Here is a 21763-nt window from a genome sequence, read left to right as displayed (position 1 = left end):
GGTGCGCACTATGTCAGCATCGCTCCAAAGAAGGCCACTTCCAGGAGGACGTGTGACTCTGCGTGGCCGACTCACCACCGCTTTTCTGGCGGTCGTGCTCGGCCCGGTTCTGCTCGGATCCTTCTTCGTCGGGATGACCGTGGCCACGGTGAGCCGGGACCGGACGGTCGAGCGGCTCGATCATGCCGCAGCGACGGTGCGGACCGCGATAGGTGCCCTGTGCGGTCAGCTCCAGGCGGTCGCGGACGCGGTCGCGGTGCTTCCGGCCGGCGAGCGGCGGGCGGCCGCCGACCAGATGGTGTCCCGTGGGCTGGCCGCCGAGGTGCGTATCGCCCAGGAGGGCGCACCCGGCGCACCCGGCGCACTGGGCGCACCCGGCGCACCCGGCGCACTGGGCGCACCCGGCGCACCCGGCGCGCCGGGCGAGGCGGGTAGGGCGGAAGAGCGGGACTGTGCGGCCTCGCCCGGCCAGGGAGCCGGCCCGGCGATCGCACCTGGCCCGGCAAAAGCACCCGGCCCGGCAATCGCACCTGGCCCCACCACTGGCCGGTCGGCGGATGTCGTCCCGGGGGCGGATCGGGACGGCTCGGCGGTTTCGGCTGTGACCGCGAGTGCCCATCAGGCCGACGTTCGGGTCGTCGCCGTCGCGCGGGTCGACGGGGCGTTCGTTCAGCGGCTTGCCGGCACGAGCGGTGCCGACGTCGTGCTCCGGCGTGGGATCCGGGGCCCGTACTCGAAAGCCGTTCCCTCCGGGCCGGGGCAGCCTCTTCCCCTGGTGGTCTCCGTTCCCGGGCGGGAGCCGTTGCCGCTGTACGGGCTGCTGGTCGCCGCAGTGCTGGGCGTCACGGGGGTCGCCGTTCTGGCCGCGCGGTGGCTGGCTCGGTCCACCACCCGGCCGCTGGAGGAGCTGGCGTGGGCCGCCGGGAAGGTCGCCGACGGGGAGTTGGGCGTACGGGTGCCGGTCGGGCGGGGTGATGAGATCGGGCGGCTCGCGGGGACCTTCAACCGGATGACCCGGGAGCTTCAGGCGTACGTGCAGGCTCTGACCGCCAGCCGGGACCAGTTGCGCGGGCATCTGGCGATCCTGGGTGACACCCTCTCCAGCACCCACGATCTGCACCGCATCCTTCAGGTCATCCTCCGCACCGCCCTGTCCGCGAGCGGGGCGCGGGCCGGGATAGTGCTGCTCATCGATTCGTCGGGTGGGCATCTGGTCGCGCGCTGTGCCGAGGGGCTGACCGGGCGGTGGGACCTGCCCGAGTCCGATCTCCCCGCGCTGCGGATACCGGTCGGGCACGGGATTCTCGGGGCGGTCGCCGCCGGTGGGGAGCCTCGACGGGGGGCCTGTGAGCTGGGTGGCGGGTACGACGAGCCGGCCTGCCGGACGTACGTGGCCGTGCCGATCTGTGCGCCGGCGACGGTCGGGGATCCGCTCGTGCCCGGGGAGCGGGACACCGCCGGGGTGCCCGCCACGCTGGGGGTTCTGGCGCTGTACGACCGGCTCGGGTCGGACGAGTTCGACGATGCCGACCTGCTCATGCTGCGGACCTTCGCCGGGCAGGCCGGGGTCGCCGTGCACAACGTGCGGGTGCACGAGGAGGCACAGCGGCTGTCCCTCACGGACCCCCTGACCGGGCTCTGGAACTACCGTTACCTGCGGGAGTCGTTGCGGCGCGAGGTGGAACGGGCCAGCCGGTTCGGGCGGATGCTCACCGTGCTCGTGCTGGATCTCGATCACTTCAAGGAGGTGAACGACACGTACGGGCACGGGGCCGGTGACACCGTGCTGGGTGAGTTCGCCCGGCGGCTGCGGATCGGGTTGCGGGAGGTCGACGTGGCTTTCCGGCAGGGTGGTGAGGAGTTCGTGGTGCTGCTGCCGGAGACCGACGCGTACGGCGGGGTCATCGTGGCGGAGCGGCTCGGGGCGGCGATCCGGGAGATTCCCGTGCCTGTCGACGGGCGGCGGCAGGACAGTGAGGGCGGGTCCGCCGTCGAGCGGGTGCCGATCACCGTGTCCATCGGCATCGCGGTGTATCCCGAGCACGGCAGCACGGCCCAGCAGGTGCTCGATGCCGCGGACGACGCCCTGTACGCGGCGAAGAACGCCGGCCGGGACACGTTCCGGCTGGCCGGGGGCGTCCGGCGATCCCCGGGCGCCGATGTGATCGATCCATCAGTTTCGGCGGGGGTCACGGAGGGGCATTTCGATCATCCGGAATCCGTGACGGGCGCGTCCGGCGGGCCACAACCGCCGCGACAAGGCCGTGGCCGATAGTCTCGCGACATGTCCGGGCACGAACTTAGCGAAGGTGCGGTGACCCCTGAGATGACCACGCAGGCGCAAGCGAGCGGCCGTCGAGCCGTCAAGGCCGTCATTCCGGCGGCCGGGCTCGCCACCCGATTCCTGCCGGCCACCAAGGCTGTACCCAAGGAATTGCTGCCTGTGGTGGACCGCCCGGTCCTGCAGTACATCGTGGAGGAGGCCGCCGCCGCCGGGATCACCGACGTGCTGCTCGTGACCGGCCGCGGCAAGACCTCGATGGTCGACCACTTCGACCGGCGGCCCGACGTGGAGGCGCGGCTCGAGGAGAAGGGTGACACCGAGCGGCTCGCGGCGGTACGCCGTACGAGCGAACTCGCGGACATCTACACCTGCCGCCAGGGTGAGCCCCTCGGTCTCGGCCACGCCGTCGGCGTGGCCGCCTCGCACATCGGGGACAATGCCTTCGCGGTCCTGCTCGGCGACGAGTTCGTCGAGGAGGATCAGCCGCTGCTGCCGGCCATGCTGGAGCTCCAGGCCGAGACCGGCGGCATCGTGCTCGCCTTCATCGAGGTGTCGCCCGAGGAGACCAGCCGCTACGGCATCGCCTCCGTCGAGGCGGAGCCCGGCCGCGGCGACGACATCGTCAAGGTCACCGGCCTGGTCGAGAAGCCCTCGCCCGAGGATGCGCCCAGCAACCTGGCCGTCGTCGGCCGGTACGTGCTCCCCGCGGCGATCTTCGACGCGATCCAGAACACCAAGCCCGGCAGCGGCGGGGAGATCCAGCTGACCGACGCCATGGCGCAGCTGCTCGCGGAGGGCGTACCGGTGCACGGCATCGTCTACCGCGGCCACCGCTACGACACCGGGATGCCGCTGGGCTACCTGCAGGCCGTCGTCCAGCTCGCGGTCAAGCGCCCCGACCTGGGCGCCGAGTTCCGGCAGTGGCTCAGCGAGTTCGTGGCCACGGAAACCGGCGGTGCCCGGGGATGACCGCCACGGCCGATGCCGAGGCGGCCGCCAACGAGCTGATGCCTCTCGCCGAATACCTGGGCAGCGTGCTGCGCAGGTTGCGGGCGCTGCCTCCGCTCGACCTCGACCTCACCCAGGCGCACGGCAACGTCCTCGCCAACGACGTGCTGGCGCCGCACCCGTACCCGGCCTTCGACCAGGCGGCGATCGACGGGTACGCGGCCCGCTGGGAGGACCTCGCCGCGGCCGGGCGGATCGGCTCGCACCCGTCCTTCGGCGCGTTCGAGGGCGGGCTGCGGCCGGTGCGGCTCAACGTCGTCGGCGACCTGGGCGCGGCCAGCTGGCGGCCCGTCCGGCTGACCCCGGGGACGTGCTTCTCCGTGGCGGCCGGCGCGCCGCTGCCGATCGGTGCCGACGTCGTCGTGCCGGTGCACTGGACCGACCAGGGCATGGCAGCCGTGGAGATCATGCACGCCCCCAAGCGCGGATCCGGGGTACGGCGGGCCGGCGACGAACTGCCCGTCGGGCGGGTGCTGGCGTCCGCCGGCTCCTACGTGACGCCGGCCATGGTGGCCGTGTTCGCCGCCTCGGGCATCGGTCACGTCGTCGTCCGCCCCAGCCCGCGGGTCGTCGTGGTGGCCACCGGCGACGAACTGGTCGACGTGGGCCGGCCCAGCCAGCCGGGACAGGTGGTGGACGCGAATTCGCACGCGCTCACCGCGGCGGCGGTCGAGGCGGGTGCTCTCGCGTACCGGATCGGGATCTGCGACGACGACCCGGAAGGACTCCGGGGGTTGCTCGAGGACCAGACGCTGCGGGCCGATCTGATCATCACCACCGGTGGCACGGGTACGGGGCCGGGCGACATGCTGCGCCGCGTGCTGTCCCGGCGCGACCACGGCCGGGGCGCGGTCGAGTTCACCGACGTCGCCCTGTGCCCCGGCGCGACCCTCGGCTTCGGCACGGTCGGCGGCGAGGAGGTGCCGGTCGTGTGCCTGCCCGGCGAGCCCGGCGCCGCCCTCATCGGCTTCGAGGTGCTGGCCCGGCCCGTCATCCAGCTGCTGGCCGGCGCCGAACCGGTCTTCCGGCCCAGCGTCAAGGCGCACCTGCTCGAGACCGTGTCGTCGCCCGGCGGGCTGCGCGAGTTCCGGCCCGCACACGTAGCGGAACGGCGCGGCGGCGGCTACACAGTGCAGCCTCTCGCCGGTGGGCCGTACACTCTGTCCGGCCTCGCCGAAGCCAACGGACTGCTGGTGCTCGGTGAGCGGGTCACCTCGGCCGCCGCCGGGTCGACCGTCGACGTGTTGCTGCTCGACCGGAGGCGATGATGCTGGGGTCCACGCCCGGATGGCCTGCCGTCCTGGCGGACGGACCCGTGCTGCTGCGGCCGTACCGGCGCAGCGATGCGCGTGCCTGGTCCGAGGTCCGGATCGCCAACCAGGCCTGGCTCAGCCCGTGGGAGTCGGCGCCGCCGGGACCGTGGGCGGAGATGAACTCGCCGCGCGCCTACCTCTACGTCTACCGGGACATGAAGCGAGCCGCCCGGCGCGGCGACAGCATGCCGTTCGCCGTCTGCCTCCGGCAGGACGACGGTTCGGAACGGCTGGTCGGCCACCTCAACCTGGGCAGCATCGTGCGGCGGGCGTTCGGTTCCGCGTACGTGGGCTACTGGGTCGATTCCCGCGTCGCCGGACGCGGGGTGATCCCGACGGCCCTCGCGCTCGCCGTGGACCACGCGTTCGGGGCGGGCGGGCTGCACCGCGTCGAGATCAACATCAGGCCGGAGAACGGGCCCAGCCGGCGCGTCGTCGAGAAGCTCGGCTTCCGCGAGGAGGCGTACCACCCGCGCTACATGCACATCGACGGCGCCTGGCGTGACCATCTGGGCTACGCGATGACCAGCGAAGAGGTCGCGCCCGAAGGTGGCCTGCTGGCACGGTGGCGCAGGTTACGTACCACAGCAAAATGATCATCCCGTGCCCGCCGGACCGGCGCGGCGCGGCGATTTACGCAGCTCCCGCCCGTAATCTCGGGGAGATTGCGACTTTTTGGTGACCGGGATCCGACCGCCCGGCACGTTCGAGGCTGACGGGAGGGGTGAGGGTGCCGACCTCGGTGCTCCTCGCTGTCCTCGCCGCAGCCGGGTTGCTCGCCCTCGCACCGGCCCTCGTCCGCCGGTACGACGCCACCGAGCGCCTGGCCGCGGAGCGGGCGTCGTCGACGGCTCGGGTGCTGCAGCGCCGCCGTCGGCTCCGCACCGTGCCCGGACGCCGACCGGTCAACCCCGGCCGCCAGTACATGGTTACGTCGCGGACCCTAACGGGTGATCCTGCGCCGGTATCGGCCGCCCCCGTGTCCGCGGCCCCCGTCTCGCCCGCCCCGGTATCGGCGGTGCCGGCGTCCGGCCCGCCGGCCCGCCGACTGCGCGCGGTGTCGTCCCGCCGCCCGGTCCGGCGCCGTCCCGTACGCCGCCAGACCCCGGCCGTGGTCCGCCGCCGCCGGGTCTTCGCGGCCCTGCTGCTGCTCAACATCATCGAACTGGTCGGCGTCCTCGCGGTCGGTCCCGGCTTCTGGATCAGCTTCGCGGTGACCGGCGCGCTCCTCGGCGTCTACCTCGTGCACCTGCGCAACCGCGCCGTCGCGGACCGCCGCCGGCGCCGGATCGAGGCCCGCGAGGCGGCCTGGCTGGCGGCCCGGCAGGCAGAGGTACGCCGCGAGCAGGCCCGACGCGCGGCTGCCCGCCGGGAGGCGCAACGCCGGCTGGCGGCCCAGCGCGAGGCTGTCCGCCGTACGGCGATGGGCCTCGACCGCGACCCGTCCGACCTCCCGGCGGCGGTCAACGGGGCCTCGGTGTCGTACCGGCGTACGGGCGGACTGCGGGGGCGGGCGTACGAGGCGGGCGGGCGCGGCAACTCCTACCCGGCCTGACGCGCCACGCGGAGGGGTGATTCGCGAGGCGTACGGGAGACCTGTTAGCCTTGCTGCGGTCCTACGGGGCCGGGGGGCTGTGGCGCAGTCTGGTAGCGCACCTCGTTCGCATCGAGGGGGTCTGGGGTTCAAATCCCCACAGCTCCACGAGTACCTGGGTGCCTCCTGTTCACGGAAAGCGTGAACCGGGGGCACTCGTTTTGTCTGCTCCGGGGGCCGAGCCCCCGGAGGCCCCGCGGTGCGGTTGGTTCGGCCTTTGTGCGGGTGCCGGCCATGGGTCGGTCTTTGTGGCTTGGGCTTGGGCTTGGGCTTGGGCTCTTCTGCGGCTCGACTTTTGCTGGTCGGCTCTCTTTGTGATTGACGATACGTGGTCTTTTGGCTTCTCTTGGTAGCGGAATGGTGAGACCAATGGTGTGAGCGCCGATGAATCCTCATGTCGGGGGCCTGCGAGGGGGCCCGGGCGGAGGAGGTTGGTGGGTCGTGCGCGGCGCAGGGAACGGGCGGGACGGGGTTCGGCGGTGGGTGCCTTCGCGGTGGCTTGCTGATCAGCCGGTCAGCCGGAAGTTGCTGCTGCTGGTGGCGGTGTGCTGCTCGGTCGCCGCGGCGGTGCTCGCGGTCGGGTAGGTGGGGCTCGGGCAGGTCAACGGCAGGGCCGACGAACTGTACGTCCGCAACCTGCAGCCGTCGGCGCACCTGGCCGCCATCAACTCCGCGGTGCTCGAGAGCCAGAACGACCTGGCCAACCTGGCACTGTCGAACGGGCCGGTGGCCGCCAAGTCGTTCACCGACGGCATCGCCGGTGCCGACGCGACCCTCGATCGGGAGGTGGCGGCGTACCGGAGCACCGCGACCGCGGCTCAGCACGCCCTGCTCGACAAGTTCGAGATCTGGTGGGGCGCGTACCGCAACGTGCGTGACCACCGCCTGATGCCGCTGATCGACGAGAAGAAGATCGCCGACTTCCAGCAGGCGTACCTCGGGGACGGGCAGATCGTCAGCGGCAACGCCGCGAAGGCACTCGCCGAGTTGCAGGCGTACGAGCAGAGCAGCGGTCAGAAGGCCGCCGCGTCGGCTGCCGACACGTACCACACCGCCCGCAACGTCATGATCGCCGCGCTGGTCGCCGGCCTGATCATCGCCTTCGTGCTCAGCCGCCTCCTGGCCGCGTCCATCGCCAAGCCGATCCAGCGGATCCGGGCCGTGCTCGCCGCGGTCGCCACCGGAGACCTCACCGCGCAGGTGACGATCGACTCCCGCGACGAGGTGGGTCAGATGGCGCGGGACCTGGAGGTCGCGAACGGCCGTACCCGTGAAGCCGTCCAGATGCTCGGCCAGAACGCGTCGTCGCTCGCCGCGGCCACCGAGGAGCTGACCGCCATCGGCGGGCAGATCGGCGACAGCGCAGTCGACGCGAACCGGCGCGCCGGGCAGGTCGCCGGCAGCGCCGAGGAGGTCAGCGCGCACGTGGCAACGGTCGCCGCCGGCGCTGAGGAGATGGGCATCTCCATCGTGGAGATCTCCCGCAGCTCCGAGAAGGCCGCGTTCGTCGCCGCTGAGGCCGCCACCGCCGCCGAGACGGCCACCGCCGCCATCGGCAAGCTCGGCGAATCGTCCGCCCAGATCGGCGCCGTCGTCGATGTGATCACCGCGATCGCGTCGCAGACCAACCTGCTGGCGCTGAACGCCACGATCGAGGCCGCCCGCGCCGGCGAGTACGGCAAGGGCTTCGCGGTCGTGGCCCAGGAGGTGAAGGACCTCGCCCAGGAGACCGCCAAGGCCACCGACGACATCGGTCGCCGGGTCAAGGCGATCCAGGGCGACACCGAGGCCGCGGTCACCAGCATCGAGCGCATCAGCAGCGTCATCGCCGAGGTCAGCGACCTGCAGGGCACGATCGCCACCGCGATCGAGGAGCAGTCCGCCACGACCGGCGAGATGAGCCGCAGCGCCTCCCAGGCGGCCGTCGGGTCCAACGAGATCGCCGCCACCGTGGGCGGTGTCGCCACCGCGACCGAGACCACGCAGGAAGGCGTCAGCGGCACCGTGCAGGCGGTGCAGGAACTCGCGCGCATGGCCGCCGAGATGCACACCGTGGTCTCCCGCTTCAAGCACTGACCGGTCGCGCGGACCACCCCACCAGGATTCGATCGGACTCGGAGTCTTCGATGCGTCTGCTCACCACCACCGCCGTACTCGCCATCAGCCTCGCCGTCTCGGGCTGCGGTCTCGCGGGCGGCGAGGCCGGCTCCGCCCCCGCCGCCGGACCGGCCGCCCGGGTCGCGTTGCTCCTGCCCGAGCTCACCGCCAGCCGCTACGAGGCCACCGACCAGCCCTACTTCGCCCAGCGTCTCAAGGAGCTGTGCCCCGGCTGCACGGTCGACTACCGCAACGCCGCCCAGGACGCGGGCAAGCAGCTCGAGCAGGCGCAGGAGGCCCTCGACCAGGGCGCGAAGGTCCTGGTCCTCACCCCCGTGGACAGCGTCGCCGCCGCGAAGATCGTGACGCTGGCCAAGGACCGCAAAGTGCCGGTGATTTCGTACGACCGGCTCGTGCTCAACGCACCCGTCGACTACTACATCAGCTTCGACAACGCGAAGGTCGGCGACCTCCAGGCCGAGGCGCTGCTCGCCGCCCTCGGCCCGAAGGCGGGCTCGGGCGACATCCTCTGGATCAACGGCTCGCCCACCGACAACAACGCGACCCTCTTCAAGCAGGGCGCCCACGCCGGTCTCGACGGCAAAGTGAAGGTCGCCGCCGAGTACGACACCATCGACTGGGACCCGGAAAACGCTCGAGCCTGGACCGAAGAAACCCTTTCCGAAAACCCCAACCGCAAGATCATCGGTGTGTACGCCGCCAACGACGGCACCGCCGGCGGCGCGATCGCCGCGATGCGCGCCGCAGGCCTGCCCAACGTCCCGGTCACCGGCCAGGACGCGGAAACCACGGCGTTGCAGCGCATCCTCGCGGGCGAGCAGCACATGACGGTCTACAAGGCGGTCCGGCCCGAGGCGGAGAAGGCCGCCGAGCTCGCCTTCGACCTGCTGCGCGGCGAGCGCCCCCAGGCCCCGGCGACGGTCGACAACAAGTCCGGCAAGATCCCCTCCTTCCTGCTCGACCCGGTCGCCGTGACCCGCGACAACATCGCCGGCACGGTGATCAAGGACGGGTTCGTGACACCGAGTTCCCTGTGCGCCGGCGCCTACGCCGAGGCCTGCGAGACCGCCGGCATCGCCTGACCAGCGGCGCTCGTGATCTCCGCGCCGCTCAGGCGTCGGTGAGCCGGCGGCGGTGTTCGATGAGGTGCTGGAGTTCGAGCACCAGGCGCTTCGGGGACAGGGGCTTGGGCAGGTAGGCGTCGGCGCCCGATTCCAGGGCTGCTGCCACGTCGGCTGAGCGGCAGTTCGCCGACACCATGAGGATCGCTGCGTTGTGCATGTGGGGGTCGTTGCGGACGAGGTGGCAGAGGTCCATGCCGCTGAGGGCCGGCATGCGTACGTCTGTCACGATGCCGACCGGGCGGGCGGCCTGGATGATGCGGGCCGCGGTGCTGCCGTCCTTGGCGCCGACCGTGGTGTAGCCGGCGCGTTCGAGGGCGAACGTCAGCATGTCCCGCAGGTCCGGGTCGTCCTCGGCGACGAGGATCAGGTTGTCGTCCATGCGCGGAGAGATCGGCGGGCGGAGGCGATGCGGGAGCAGGATTCGGGTTGCATCGGGGGAGCAGCGCTTCGAACACAGTGAGATATCGATGGTGCCGACTGCCGCGTGCCCCGCTGCGTTGACGGGTGCGGGGGAGCACACTGCACGCATGCTGGGACGAAACTCATCACATTTCTGGGGCGTGGTGCTCGACACCCCCGATCCAATGGCCCTGGCGGAGTTCTACGCCGCACTGATGGACTGGAAGATCGTCAAGGAGGAGCCGGACTTCGTGGCCGTCGCGCCGCTCGGCGACCACGTCGAATATCTCGCCTTCCAGCGTTCGCCCGACTACGAGCAGCCGGCGTGGCCGAACAAGGCCCACAAGCAGCAGATGATGATGCACCTCGACATCGAGGTGCCGGACCTGGAGACCGCGGTCCGCAGCGCCCGGGAAGCCGGCGCCACCGAGGCGGACCATCAACCCCAGGACACCGTACGGGTCATGCTCGATCCGGACGGGCACCCGTTCTGCCTGTACGTGGACACGAGCGTGTCCTGATGACGTCGTTGTAGGAGTTACGACCTTTCGGTTGACCGGAGGATGCATCGCCGGATCATCAGCGATATGACCTCGTTCATCGCTCAGCTCAGCGACTCGCATCTGACCACCGGGCCGTTGGGTGGCGGGCCGGCCGCCGGGCTCCAGCTCGCCCTCGCCCGTGTCATGGCCCTCGATCCCCGGCCCGACTGTGTGGTCGTCACCGGCGACCTCACCGACCACGGCACCGAGGAGGAGTACGCCGCCCTCAAAGAGGTCATCGGCGACTTCCCGCTCCCCCTGCATCTCACCACCGGGAACCACGACGACCGGGACGCGATGGTGAAGGCGTTCGGCGGCGAGCCCTACTACGCCGTCGACTACCCCGGGTTCACCGTCGTGGCGCTCGACTCGCTCATCCCCGGTTCGCCGGCCGGGCGGCTGGGGGCGGAACAGCTGGCGTGGCTCGACACGGTGCTGGGGTCGCGTCCCGGCGTACCGATGATGATCGGTCTGCATCACCCGCCGATGCCGATCGGGATCGCGTTCCTCGACGGGATGCGGCTGCTCGACGGCGAGGAGCTGCGCGAGGTGGTGGCGGGCCACGACAACGTCGCGCGGATCATGGCCGGGCACGTTCACCGGCCGGTCACCGCCGCCTTCGCCGGGACGGTGCTGACGGTGGGGCCGAGCACCTGGCGCCAGGCCGGGCTGCTGCTCAACTCCGACGCGCCGCCCGGGTACGTGGCCGAGCCGACCGGCTTCCTGCTGCACCTGCTCGACGGCGGTGACTGCGTGACCCACACCGTGCAGGTCAGCCACGCGGCGGCTCTGCTCGGCGCATATTGACCACCGCTCGGCGCAGCGATCATCGGTAGTGTCGTACCCCCGCTATACGGTCTATGTCCACGCGGGAAGGGAGACCGATGATCGACCACGTCGTTCTCGGGGTGCACCACCTCGACGAGAGCCGCCACTTCTACGAGAACGCCCTCCGTCCGCTGGGCCTCAAGGTCGTCGCCCAGCGCCCCGAGCTGATCGGCTTCGGGGACGACAGCGGGCGGCCGTTCTTCTGGCTGGGCGTGCGCGAGCCGACGCACCGTGCGCACGTGGCGTTCGCGGCGGCCGACCGCGCGACGGTGGACGCCTTCCACGCCGCGGCGCTGCACGCGGGCGGGGTGGACAACGGCCCGCCGGGGCTACGGCCGCACTACCACGAGAACTATTACGCGGCGTTCGCGTTCGACGCGGACGGGAACAACATCGAGGCGGTCTGCCACCGGCCCGCGTGAGACGGGCGACGGCCCTGGCTGGTGACTACGGCGGGCGGCCCGGCGGCAGGGGTGCCCGGCGGCCCGGCGGCCCGGCGGCCCGGCGGCCCGGCGGCCCGGCGGCCCGGCGGTGCGGGTGCCCGGTGGGCGGCCCGGGGGTGCGGGTGCCCGGTGGGGCGGGTGCCCGGTGGGCGGTGGTTCGCGGGCGGACGGCCGGGCGGGCACGGCGACGCTGGTGGTCCGGCAGCCGGACGGTGGTTGCTTGGCGGCTGATCGGTGGTCCGTGGGCGCGGCGGGTCGGGGGTCAGCGGCGTGGCCGGGTCGGGGCCAGCGGCGTGGCGGGTCGGGGGTCAGCGGCGTGGCGGGTCGCGGGCCGGCGGCGCGGGTGGTCGGTGGTCGGCGGGTGTGGCGGCTGGGTGGGTGGTCTCGCGGTGGGCGGGTGTGGGGCGCTGCGGTGGGCGGGTGGTTCGTCTTCGGCGCGGAGGCTCGGGGAGGTTCCGGACTTGGGAGCAAGATGAGCGATATGTGAATCTCGCTACTTGTTGGTGGTATCTCTGGAGTCAGTCCCGGAGGTGACCGCCATGCCCGCGCCCCTGCCCACGAACGAGTTCGATCGTCTTGCTGCTCTCTACGAGTTGAACATTCTGGACTCCGTGCCCGAGAAGGACTTCGACGACATCGCCGCGCTTGCCTCGTCCGTGTGCGGGGTGCCGATGGCGTTGGTCACGCTCATCGACGCCGATCGGCAGTGGTTCAAGGCCCGGGTCGGCACCGACCTCACGGAGACGTCGCGGGAGTTGTCGTTCTGCTCGCACGCGATCCTCGGCAAGGATCTCATGGTCGTTCCCGACACCGTGGAGGATGCGCGGTTCGCCGAGCATCCTGCCGTGCGGGGTGGGCACGGGGTGCGGTTCTACGCCGGGGCGCCGCTGATCACGACCGACGGGTTCGCCCTGGGGACGCTGTGTGTTCTCGACTCGCAGCCGCGGCGGTTGGAGGCCGAGCAGTTGCAGGCGTTGCGGGCGCTGGCCCGTCAGGTCACGTCGCAGCTCGAACTGCGGCGGTACGCCGTCGCCCTGTCGAACACCACCGCGCGGTTGCAGGAGCTCGAGCGGCGAAAGGATGATCTTGCCGGGCTGGTGGGCGGGAGCCTGCGGGCGCCGCTGCGGTTGATGCGGGCCTACCTGGCAGACCTCGGCGAGCACGGGGTGCACGACCCGGAACTGGCCGACCTCGTCGGCCGGGCCACCGCCGCGCACGCGCGGGGCATGATGGACCTGCTCGACCACCTGACCTCGATGGCCGCCGCCGGGCAGGGGCACGACAGCCTGCACATGCGCCAGATCGACCTGACCCGGCTCACCCAGCGGGCGGTCGAGGCCGTGCGGCCCATCGCCGCCACGAAGAAGATCTGGATGCTGAACCACGCCGGCGGGCCGTCGTTGCCGATCATCGCTGATCCCGTACGCCTGGAGCAGGTTCTCATGCAGTTGCTCTTCGCGGCGGTCAAGTACACGCCGCCCGGTGGGCGCGTGCGCGTCGGCACCGAGATCGAATCGGGGCCGACGGTGCGGCTCGACGACATGGACATGCCGGACGGGATGCGTCCCGACCTCTTCCCGCACCTGTACTACGGCACGATCACGCACCCGTCCGCCGTGCCGGGGCCGGATCAGGGGCTGGCCGTCGCGAAGCGGATCCTCGACGCGCACCACGCCACGGTGGCGCTCTCCGACCGGCCCGGCGACGGTACGTCGTTGCACGTGGTCTTCCCCTTCGCGGAACCGGAACCGGCCCGCGCCGACGGCTGACCGGCCGGGCCCGCTCCCGCCCGGCTGCAGTTCGGGCGGGAGCGGGCCTGGTCAGGGGCGATGCCGCGGATCGGGCCCGGCAGTGGCGCTACTTCGATCCGCGGGATGCCTCCTGAGCCCCGCTGAGGAAGACGGGGCCGGTGCCGCCGCCCGGGGGCGAGCCGGCCGACGGGAGGTCTTCGGGCGGCAGGATGCGATCCTGCGGCCCGGACGACTGGGACGGCACCGCGGGCGCGGGCGACGCCGACGACTGCGACGACACCGAAGGCGCGGGCGACGCCGACGACTGCGACGACACCGAAGGATCGGACGGTGCGGAGGGCTCGGACGGTGCGGAGGGCTCGGACGGGGCTGAGGGCTGGGCCGGGACCGGCGGGCGGGCGGTGGCGCGGCCTGCGGCCGGGTGGGTCGACGGCGGGGCCAGGTCGCGGCTCGGGGGCCAGCTGTCGATCACCGGTGCGATGGTCTGCTGGGGCAGGATCGGCGGGTTCTCCGTCGCCGGCACCGACCGGGTCAGGCCCGCGCGGTGGAGCTTGTGCCAGCGCAGGCGGGCTCCGGTCATCGCGGTCATCGCCGATTGGATCAACACCAGATACATGAGCTGCCGGTACGCGAACTGCTGGAGCGGCAGCCGCCACAGCGGGCGCAGCGACTCGCGGTCGAACCGGAACGCCACCGCCGCCGTGAAGAGTTGCAGGGCCAGCATGGTCGACCACGCCGTGACCGTGGCACCGAGTTCCCAGAAGACCAGGCCGTACAGAAGCATGATGTCCACGACCGGGGCGAGCAGCGGCAGCGCCACCCCGAAGAGCGCGAGGAACGGCAGGCCGACCCGGCCGAAACGGCCGGAGTCGCCGGAATCGGTGAGCGCCTTGCGGTGCTTCCACATCGCCTGCATGGTGCCGTAGCTCCACCGGTAACGCTGCCGGTAGAGCTGCTCGAGCGTTGCCGGTGCCTCCGTCCACGCCTTGGCGCGCTCCTCGTAGACGACCCGCCAGCCGGCCCGGCACAGCGCCATCGTGACGTCGGTGTCCTCGGCGAGGGTCTCGTCGCTGATGCCGCCGACCTCGGCCAGGGCCGTACGGCGGAACGCCCCGATCGCCCCCGGGACGGTGGGCATGCAGTTCAGCACCTCGTAGAGCCGGCGGTCGAGGTTGAAGCCGATCACGTACTCGATGTGCTGCCAGGTCGAGACCAGCTTCTCCCGGTTGCCGACCTTGACGTTCCCGGCCACCGCGCCCACCGCCGGGCTGGCGAACGGCTGCACCAGCATGCGGATCGAGTCCGGCTCGAAGATGGTGTCGCCGTCGACCGTGACGATGAGGTCGTGCCGGGCCAGGGCGACACCCGTGTTCAGCGCGTTCGCCTTGCCGCCGTTCGGCACGCGGATCACCCGCACGTTGGGCAGCCCGAGGCGTTCCACGATCGCGGCGGTGCCGTCCGTCGAACCGTCGTCGACGACCACCACCTCGATGTCCGGGTAGTCGCCGCCGGCCAGCGAACGGACGGCCGCCTCGATGCCCTCCTTCTCGTTGTAGGCGGGCACGATCACCGACACCGGGTCGGTCACCGGCGGGCCCCAGCTGAACGTCTTCTTGCGGCGCTGCCGGGCGTGCCGCGTCGCGAGCACGAGAAGCAGCACGGTACGGCCGACCGTGAGCAGACCGACCACGAGGAAGAGGCCGGCGATGACCCACACCAGGCCGTCGGCGAAACGTACGGTCCACAGCAGCGCCGAGCCCCGCCAGCGGTCCGGGGCCTCGGCCGCCGGATTGACCGGGAGCAGCGGCACGACCTGCGCGGACCTCTTCTCCTCCTGCTGCGCGATGGCGAGGTTCATGCCCTCGGTGACGGTCGTGAACGCGTACCCTCGGGCCTTCATCATGGGTATGAAGGTCTTGAGCGCCGCGAGGGTCTGGGAGCGGTCGCCGCCGGCATCGTGGAAGAGGATCACCGCGCCCTCGTCGCCGGGCGGGGTGGCGTTGCGCAGGATCTGCCCCACGCCCGGGCGCTGCCAGTCCTCGCTGTCCAGGTCGTTGACCACGACCAGGTAGCCCTGCTCGCCGGCCTCCTTGACGATCTTCCAGTTGACCTCGTCGATGGCCTGCGGCTTGGACGAGTACGGGAAACGCACCAGGTTCGTGCGTACGCCGGCGGCGCGCGCGATGGCGACCTGGGTCTGCGACAGCTCCAGCGTGCGCCGCCAGGACGCGAGCCGCTGCAGGTTCGGGTGGGTGAACGTGTGCAGGCCCAGCTCGTTGCCCCGGTCGGTGATCCGCTTGGCGAGGTCGGGGTGGCGCGCGACCTCGGAGCCGACCACGAAGAAGGTGCCGTGCGCGTCGTTCTCGTCGAGCAGGTCGAGGATCTTCGGCGTCCAGGTCGGATCGGGGCCGTCGTCGAAGGTCAGGGCGATCGTACGGGCCGGCATCCGGCTCGAGCTCTCCTGGCCGCCGGTGGTGTTGATGATCGGGCCGCCACCGCGGATCGCGGCCGGTACCCCGGCCTGATCCCCGACCTCCGTCTCGACGTGGTCGCCGGTGAACTCCGCGTTGATGTACGCCTGCACGACGAGGATGCCGACGAACAGGCTGATCAGCAGCACGCCGAGCATGACGCGGGGCCGGGGGAGGATGCGGCGGCGGGAGCGGCTTCGGTTGCGGTTGCGGCCGGTTGTCACGCGGAGGCCTCGGGATCGGGGTCGGGTTTCGGAGCGGGGTCGGTGGGGTCGCGGGGGGACGGGTCGGTGGCGGGCGGGGTGCCGCTGCCGGTGCTGTCGCCGGTTGAGCTGCCTCCGGCGTTGCCGCCCGAGCTGCCTCCGGTGCCTCCGGTGCCTCCGCCGCCCGAGCCGCCTGATCCTCCGGAGCCGCCTGATCCGCCGCTCGTGCCGCCGTCGATCGCGGGGCTGTCGCCGCCGGACCCGCCGGACCCGCCGGACCCGCCGCCTGATCCTCCGGAGCCGCCCGACCCGCCGCCTGAGCCGCCTGAGCCGCCTGAGCTGCCGCCTGAGCTGCCGCCGGAGCCGCCGCCTGAGTCGGTGCCGGTGCCGCCGCCGGTGCCTCCGGTGGTTCCGCCGTCCGTGCCGCCGCCGGTGCCGCCCGTGTCCGGCGGGACCGGGTTGATCGGCGTCGTCGGGGTCTCGACGGGTGGGGTGGAGACGGGGGTGGCGGGCTTCGTCGTACCCGATTCGACGGGTTTCGTGGTGGTCGTCGGGGTGGTCGGCCGCCTGGAGGTCGGTCCCGGCGTCGGCGTGCGCGTCGCGCGGGCCGTCGGTGTGGCCGAGCGGGGCAGCACCCGGGACTCGACCGTGTTGTGGGTGGCCGGCGGATTGCGGCGGGGCAGGACCTCGGTCACCGGGCGGGTGCTCGGCACCGCGGTCACCGGCTCCGGGGTGGGGCTGGGCCGGGCCACGACCACGTCCTCGTCGCCGTCTGCGAGGTCGGGCAGGGGCAGGACGGCGCTCGGGCTGACCGGGCCGCCGGCGAGGCTGACGCTGATGAGTCCCCCGTAGACCATGCAGAGGGCACCGAAGCCGTACGCGACCCGCCGCAGCACCCGCCGTCGGCGTCCGGTCTTGTCCACGAAGACCGGCGAGGGCGGCGCGACGACGATCACCTCGGTATCGGGGACCTCGGCGTCGACGGAAAGCTGATTCTCAGGCACCTGCAATGTCACGCGGCGAGCTTAGGAACATCTACGGCGATCTTGTTCGGGGTCACTCCAACAGCTGACCACCGAATGCGGTAGTCGAATCATCCGAATCGGTGAGCGTCGGCGTTTGACCTGATGGCCGCGGTGTGTGCAGGCATCTGGCGGCGGTCGATGACCTGCGGGAAACGGCGCCGCGTCAAAAGGTTACGCGATTTGGCCGACCAATTTTCTGTCGCATTGACGACTGGACCACGGCCCTTATCCGAATGGCATTCGCCAATGGAAAAGTCGCTTAGAAAACGAATATAACGTATGCACCTTTTGTCGCACGAGGACGCGCCGGGAGGTGTGGTGCGCGTGCCTTCGCCGAGATGCCCGGGGAGTGTCGCGAGTCCCGTTCCCCGATGGGCGTCATTTTCCCCGGAAGTTTTCGCCCGGTGGGCGGACCTCAGCCGTTGTGCTGGTCAGCGCCCCGTGGTTAAGCTTCTTGTGCGCGCCCCTATCGCCCGCTTCCCCCGTGGCAGGCGATCGGGGCGTTGCCTATGCCGCCACTGTGTCGCCGTGGCGGCTCTTCTGTTCTCAGCCCCGGCGCCCCGTCAGAATCCCGCGCCGGATGAGACCGGCCCGGACTGGAAGAGCCCGCGGGTGAACGGCGCCGGACCGGCCGTGAGCGAGCACCCGGCCGTGAGCGAGCACCCGGCCGGGAGGCGTCGGCCGGGAGGCGTCGGCCGGGAGGCGTCGGCCGGGAGGCGTCGGCCGGGAGGCTAGATCCAGCGGCTGCCCAGCCACATGCGGGCCGACCAGTCGTCGTACGGGATGAGTTGGCCCACGAAGATCGGGTGGAAGTAGGCGAAGCAGAGGGCGACCAGGAGCACGTAGACCCCGGCCACGATGGTGCCTATCAGTTGCCGGTCCGTGCGCCGCTCGCCGGCCGCGACGCCCCCGGGTGGGGTCATGATGGCGCCCAGGGTGTAGACCACCGCCAGGATCAGGAACGGCAGCGCCGGCAGCGCGTAGAAGGAGAACATGGTGCGGCCGTCGGCCACCGCGAAGTAGAACCAGGGGAGCAGGCCCGCGACCACGCCCGTACCGATGGCGAGGGCCCGCCAGTCGCGGCGGGCGATGCCGAACCAGACCAGCGCGGCCAGCGCCGGGAGGAACGACCACCAGAGCAGGGGCGTACCCAGGAGCAGGATCTCCGCCGCGCAGCTGGGCGCGCCGCAGTTGCCGTTGCTCTTCCAGGAGAAGGCGACCGGCCGGCCGAGCAGCAACCATTGCCACGGCCAGGACTGGTACGGGTGCCGGTCCGTCAGCCCGCTGTGGAACGTGTACGCCTCGTAGTGGTAGTGCATGAGGTTGAGCAGCGCACCCAGGACCGGTGGCTCGTCCATCCCGTTGGCCTGCCGGTAGTGCCGGAAGTAGCCGGTGTTGGTGACGAACCAGCCGGTCCAGGTGGCCAGGTAGATGACGACCGTGAGGACGAAGCTGAGGATCAGGTAGCCGAGGCCGCCGAAGATGCCCCGGAGCACCGCATGGTCTGCCCCGGCCGAGCGGCGGGCCTGCACCCGCCACACGATCACGAGCAGGGCGAAGAACGGGGCGAAGAACAGGGCGCTCCACTTGACGCCGCAGGCCAGCCCGAAGGTTATGCCGGCGACCATCAGCCACCACGGGAAGATCAGCGGCGGGTTGCGCGGACCCGCGGGGTCGTAGCCGTTCTCCAGGGCACGGAGCCAGCGCCGGCGGTAGTGGTCACGGTCGAGCAGCAGCGACGCGAAGGTCATCAGGATGAACAGGCCGAGGAAGATGTCGAGCAGGGAGGTGCGGGAGAGCACGAGCTGGAAGCCGTCGAGGGTCATCAGCAGGCCCGCCGCGCCGGCCAGCACGATCGAGTGGAACAGCCGGTAGGCGACGCGGATCAGCACCAGGATCATCAGCGTGCCGGCGATCGCGGCGGGGAAGCGCCAGCCCAGCTCGTTGTTACCGAACGCCTTCTCGCCGAGCGCGATCAGCCACTTGCCGAGCGGTGGATGCACCACGTACGCCGGGCCGTTGACCTTCTCGTCCCACTCGACGCCGTGCTGGAGCATGTCCCAGGCGTCGGTCGGGTAGTAGACCTCGTCGAAAATGTACCCCTTCGGGCGGTCGACCCCGACCAGCCGGAGCACCGCCGCGATGCTCACGATGAGCGCCGTGACCAGCCACGAGTACGGGTTGAGCCAGTTGTCGAGCGTCGCCAACCGGCGCCGCACGGCATCGGGAGCGCCGCGTACGCCCTGGTTGGCGCCTTCGCCCGGCTCGTCCGCGGGCGGCGGGCTCGGGGCGTCTGTCTCCGCTGTCGCCGAAGTCACCCCGCGATCGTAGGCTGCCCGTCCAGTACCCAGTGCCTGGAGGCGGTCACGGACGGCACCCGGTGTGGCGGAGGAGCGGACACGACCGGCGACCTGCGGGGTCGCGGCGGGCCGGAGGGTGATGGTGGGCCGGCCCACGACGGGGATCGGCAGGGCTCGCGGATGAGCCCGGACCGCGGTGGACCTGGACCGCGGTGGACCGGAGGTCGGGGTGGGCCTGGACCGCGGGGCCTGGACCGCGGTGGACCGGGGCCGGGGTGGGCCGGGGCCGCGGCGGGCCGGCGGGGTGCGGCGGTGGGTGGTGCCTGGGGGTGGCCGGGCGGGGCGGGTGTGATGGACTCGGGGCGTGGACGAGAACGGGACCGGTCGGGTCGTGCTGGTCGGGGCGCCGCTCGGCAATGTCGGGGACGCCTCCGTGCGGCTGCGGGAGGTCCTGGCCGGTGCCGATGTCGTGGCCGCCGAGGACACGCGGCGGCTCACGCGGCTGGCGCGGGACCTGGGCATCACCGTGGGCGGCCGGATCGTGTCGTACTTCGAGGGCAATGAGGAGCGGCGTACGCCGGATCTGGTAGAGGCCCTGCGCGGCGGTGCGGTGGTCGCGGTTGTGACCGACGGGGGCATGCCCAGCGTGTCCGACCCGGGGTATCGGCTGGTCCGCGCGGCGCTCGACGCCGGCTTTCCGGTGACGGCGGCGCCCGGGCCCAGCGCCGTGACGACCGCGTTGGCCCTCTCCGGGTTGCCCAGCGACCGGTTCTGCTTCGAGGGCTTCCTGCCGCGTTCCGGTTCGGGCCGGCGGTCGCGGCTGCGGGAGCTCGCCGCCGAGCCGCGCACGCTGGTGTTCTTCGAGGCGCCGCACCGGATCACCGGGATGCTCGAGGACCTGGCCGGGGTGTTCGGGACCGAGCGGGACGCCGCGGTGTGCCGGGAGCTGACGAAGACGTACGAGGAGATCCGCCGGGGGCCGCTCGGCGAGCTGGCCGCCTGGTCCGCCGAGGCCGGGCCGCGCGGGGAGATCACCGTCGTGGTCGCCGGTGCGCCGTCCGGGCCGGCCGAGCGGCCCGCCGATGCGGACCTGCGGGCGGCGGTCGCCGAGCGCGAGGCCGCCGGCGTCACGCGGCGGGACGCCATCCAGGCGGTGGCCGACGCGTACGGGCTGCGCAAACGCGAGGTCTACGAGCTCGTGCACGCCACCGGATAGGCCGCCGCGCTCGATGAACGCCGGCCGGCTCGGGCCCGCGGGGTTGCGCGGCGCTCAGTAGGCGGCGGCGAGGAAGCCGGCCAGGAGGGCGAGCGGGCCGGCCAGGCTGATCAGCAGCGCGGTGCGGCGGGCCCGGGGCGTCTCCAGCCGCCTGGCGCCGGTGAGGCCGGCGATGCCCAGCCCGCACAGCGCCACCAGCACGAAGCCGAGTGACCAGCGCAGGTGCACCAGCAGGCCGGTCTCCCCGGCGTACGCCTGCCTGCTGTCCAGGCTCACCATGCGGGCCGCGGCGCTGGAGCCGGGGGCCCGGACGGCCGGGTCGATGCCCATCAGGGCGACCGGGCGCACGATGGCGGCGCCGTCGGCGGTGGCGAACTGGCCGGTGCAGCGCTGGGTGACGCCCGCGCCGGTGCAGCGGGCGACCGTTGCGGTGCCCTCGTGGCCGTGGCCCACCGCGAGCCAGAACGGCTCGGCGCTGACCCAGGAGAAGAACATGGCCACCAGGGCGAGGGCGAGCAGGGCCAGGAGTCCGGTGCCCGGGCGGCGGGGTTCGCGGGTACGGGGCCGCCGCGGCCGGGCGGGGCGGGCCGGGCGTTCCGCGGGCTCGGGGGCGGCAGCGTCGTCCTGCCGCTGCCAGAACGGGGACGTTTCGAGCAGGGCGGACGTTCGCTCCGCGCGTACCCGGTCCTGGATCTGCCGGTCGGCGCGGGCCGGGTCGTGCCGCGGCCGGCCCGCCGGGGCCTGACCCGGCACAGCCGTGCGGTCCAGCGCGACGGTCGGCCGGTTCCGCTCGGCGTCCGCAAAGACCGCGTGGCGCTCGGCCCCCGGAAGGACCGCGGCCTCCGGAAGGGCCGCGGGTCCCGGCAAAGCCGCGGGCTCGGGGAGGGCCGCGGGCTCGGGGAGGGCCGCGGGTTCCGGGAGGGCCGCGGGTTCCGGGAGGGCCGCGGGTTCCGGGAGGACCATGACGTCGGGAGCGGCCGCGGCCGCCGCCTGGATCTCGTCGGCGGGCAGCGCGGCGAGCACGTCCATGATCGTGGCTTCCTCGGTGACGCCGGGGCGTGGCTCGCCCGGGCCGGCCGGCTCCTCCGCGGTGCGCCGTGTTTCCCCAGGCTGCGGCGAGTCTCCGGTCATGGGTCCCATTGGA

General features: G+C 72.3%; 17 protein-coding genes and 1 tRNA gene. 13 read left to right on the top strand and 5 right to left on the bottom strand.

The genetic code is table 11. The features are described from left to right. Positions 1 to 52 precede the first annotated feature (52 nt). The 8 genes from CLV70_RS19085 (at position 53) to CLV70_RS19050 (ending at position 9399) form a co-directional block, all read left to right on the top strand. Positions 53 to 2275 carry a sensor domain-containing diguanylate cyclase gene (locus tag CLV70_RS19085; RefSeq protein ID WP_211303811.1) on the top strand — a complete coding sequence of 741 codons (2223 nt, stop codon included), beginning with the start codon at positions 53 to 55 and terminating at the stop codon, positions 2273 to 2275. Positions 2276 to 2326: 51 nt separating this feature from the next. Continuing rightward, on the top strand, positions 2327 to 3253 hold the full coding sequence (locus CLV70_RS19080; protein WP_106127867.1) for a UTP--glucose-1-phosphate uridylyltransferase: 927 nt from the start codon (positions 2327 to 2329) through the stop codon (positions 3251 to 3253). After that, the gene (locus CLV70_RS19075; RefSeq protein ID WP_106127866.1) at positions 3250 to 4560 is read left to right on the top strand and encodes a molybdopterin molybdotransferase MoeA; all 1311 of its coding nucleotides are present in this window, start codon (positions 3250 to 3252) and stop codon (positions 4558 to 4560) included. Before CLV70_RS19080 ends, CLV70_RS19075 begins: the two co-directional genes overlap by 4 nt. Continuing rightward, positions 4557 to 5201: a GNAT family N-acetyltransferase gene (locus CLV70_RS19070; RefSeq protein ID WP_106127865.1), complete on the top strand. Its 645-nt coding sequence runs from the start codon at positions 4557 to 4559 to the stop codon at positions 5199 to 5201. Before CLV70_RS19075 ends, CLV70_RS19070 begins: the two co-directional genes overlap by 4 nt. 128 nt (positions 5202 to 5329) lie before the next feature. Beyond that, a complete protein-coding gene (gene sepX, locus CLV70_RS19065; RefSeq protein WP_211303810.1) occupies positions 5330 to 6160 on the top strand; it encodes a divisome protein SepX/GlpR in 831 nt (276 codons plus the stop codon). Positions 6161 to 6233: 73 nt separating this feature from the next. Then, positions 6234 to 6307: transfer RNA gene (locus tag CLV70_RS19060), tRNA-Ala, on the top strand. A 477-nt stretch (positions 6308 to 6784) separates the two neighbouring features. After that, the gene (locus CLV70_RS19055; RefSeq protein WP_106127863.1) at positions 6785 to 8275 is read left to right on the top strand and encodes a methyl-accepting chemotaxis protein; all 1491 of its coding nucleotides are present in this window, start codon (positions 6785 to 6787) and stop codon (positions 8273 to 8275) included. Positions 8276 to 8325: 50 nt separating this feature from the next. Continuing rightward, the gene (locus CLV70_RS19050; RefSeq protein WP_106127862.1) at positions 8326 to 9399 is read left to right on the top strand and encodes a sugar ABC transporter substrate-binding protein; all 1074 of its coding nucleotides are present in this window, start codon (positions 8326 to 8328) and stop codon (positions 9397 to 9399) included. 28 nt (positions 9400 to 9427) lie between these two features. Here CLV70_RS19050 and CLV70_RS19045 read toward each other — a convergent pair whose 3' ends face one another. Then, positions 9428 to 9820, bottom strand: a complete 393-nt coding sequence (locus CLV70_RS19045; RefSeq protein ID WP_106127861.1) for a response regulator transcription factor — start codon at positions 9818 to 9820, stop codon at positions 9428 to 9430. Positions 9821 to 9968: 148 nt separating this feature from the next. Here CLV70_RS19045 and CLV70_RS19040 point away from each other — a divergent pair, with 148 nt between their 5' ends. The 4 genes from CLV70_RS19040 to CLV70_RS19025 all read left to right on the top strand — a co-directional run bounded on the left by CLV70_RS19040 (position 9969) and on the right by CLV70_RS19025 (position 13422). Then, positions 9969 to 10361 (top strand): VOC family protein, encoded by a 393-nt coding sequence (locus tag CLV70_RS19040; RefSeq protein ID WP_106127860.1) that lies wholly within the window; start codon positions 9969 to 9971, stop codon positions 10359 to 10361. Positions 10362 to 10427: 66 nt separating this feature from the next. Further along, positions 10428 to 11189 carry a phosphodiesterase gene (locus CLV70_RS19035; RefSeq protein WP_106127859.1) on the top strand — a complete coding sequence of 254 codons (762 nt, stop codon included), beginning with the start codon at positions 10428 to 10430 and terminating at the stop codon, positions 11187 to 11189. A gap of 77 nt (positions 11190 to 11266) precedes the next feature. Then, a complete protein-coding gene (locus tag CLV70_RS19030; RefSeq protein WP_106127858.1) occupies positions 11267 to 11632 on the top strand; it encodes a VOC family protein in 366 nt (121 codons plus the stop codon). 560 nt (positions 11633 to 12192) lie between these two features. Beyond that, the gene (locus tag CLV70_RS19025; RefSeq protein ID WP_106127961.1) at positions 12193 to 13422 is read left to right on the top strand and encodes a GAF domain-containing sensor histidine kinase; all 1230 of its coding nucleotides are present in this window, start codon (positions 12193 to 12195) and stop codon (positions 13420 to 13422) included. 88 nt (positions 13423 to 13510) lie between these two features. On the opposite strand, the gene CLV70_RS19020 is transcribed toward CLV70_RS19025, so the two are convergent. The 3 genes from CLV70_RS19020 to CLV70_RS19010 all read right to left on the bottom strand — a co-directional run bounded on the left by CLV70_RS19020 (position 13511) and on the right by CLV70_RS19010 (position 19421). Beyond that, positions 13511 to 16099, bottom strand: coding sequence for a bifunctional polysaccharide deacetylase/glycosyltransferase family 2 protein (locus tag CLV70_RS19020; protein ID WP_245908317.1), 2589 nt, complete (start codon positions 16097 to 16099; stop codon positions 13511 to 13513). After that, positions 16096 to 17094: a hypothetical protein gene (locus CLV70_RS19015; RefSeq protein ID WP_146164096.1), complete on the bottom strand. Its 999-nt coding sequence runs from the start codon at positions 17092 to 17094 to the stop codon at positions 16096 to 16098. The genes CLV70_RS19020 and CLV70_RS19015 overlap by 4 nt, the downstream gene beginning before the upstream one ends. Positions 17095 to 17834: 740 nt before the next feature. Then, complete coding sequence (locus CLV70_RS19010) at positions 17835 to 19421, bottom strand: dolichyl-phosphate-mannose--protein mannosyltransferase (protein ID WP_106127856.1); 1587 nt, start codon at positions 19419 to 19421, stop codon at positions 17835 to 17837. A 346-nt stretch (positions 19422 to 19767) separates the two neighbouring features. On the opposite strand from CLV70_RS19010, the gene rsmI reads away from it, so the two are divergent. Next, entirely contained in the window at positions 19768 to 20619 is an 852-nt protein-coding gene (gene rsmI / locus CLV70_RS19005; RefSeq protein WP_106127855.1) for a 16S rRNA (cytidine(1402)-2'-O)-methyltransferase, read from the top strand. A 54-nt stretch (positions 20620 to 20673) separates the two neighbouring features. Here the strand turns inward: rsmI and CLV70_RS39725 are convergent, their stop codons facing one another. Next, positions 20674 to 21750, bottom strand: a complete 1077-nt coding sequence (locus tag CLV70_RS39725; protein ID WP_158277784.1) for a hypothetical protein — start codon at positions 21748 to 21750, stop codon at positions 20674 to 20676. Positions 21751 to 21763 lie beyond the last annotated feature (13 nt).

This window comes from Pseudosporangium ferrugineum, from assembly GCF_003002065.1.
GTDB lineage: Bacteria > Actinomycetota > Actinomycetes > Mycobacteriales > Micromonosporaceae > Actinoplanes > Actinoplanes ferrugineus_A.
This window is presented reverse-complemented; position numbering and strand designations above follow the sequence as displayed.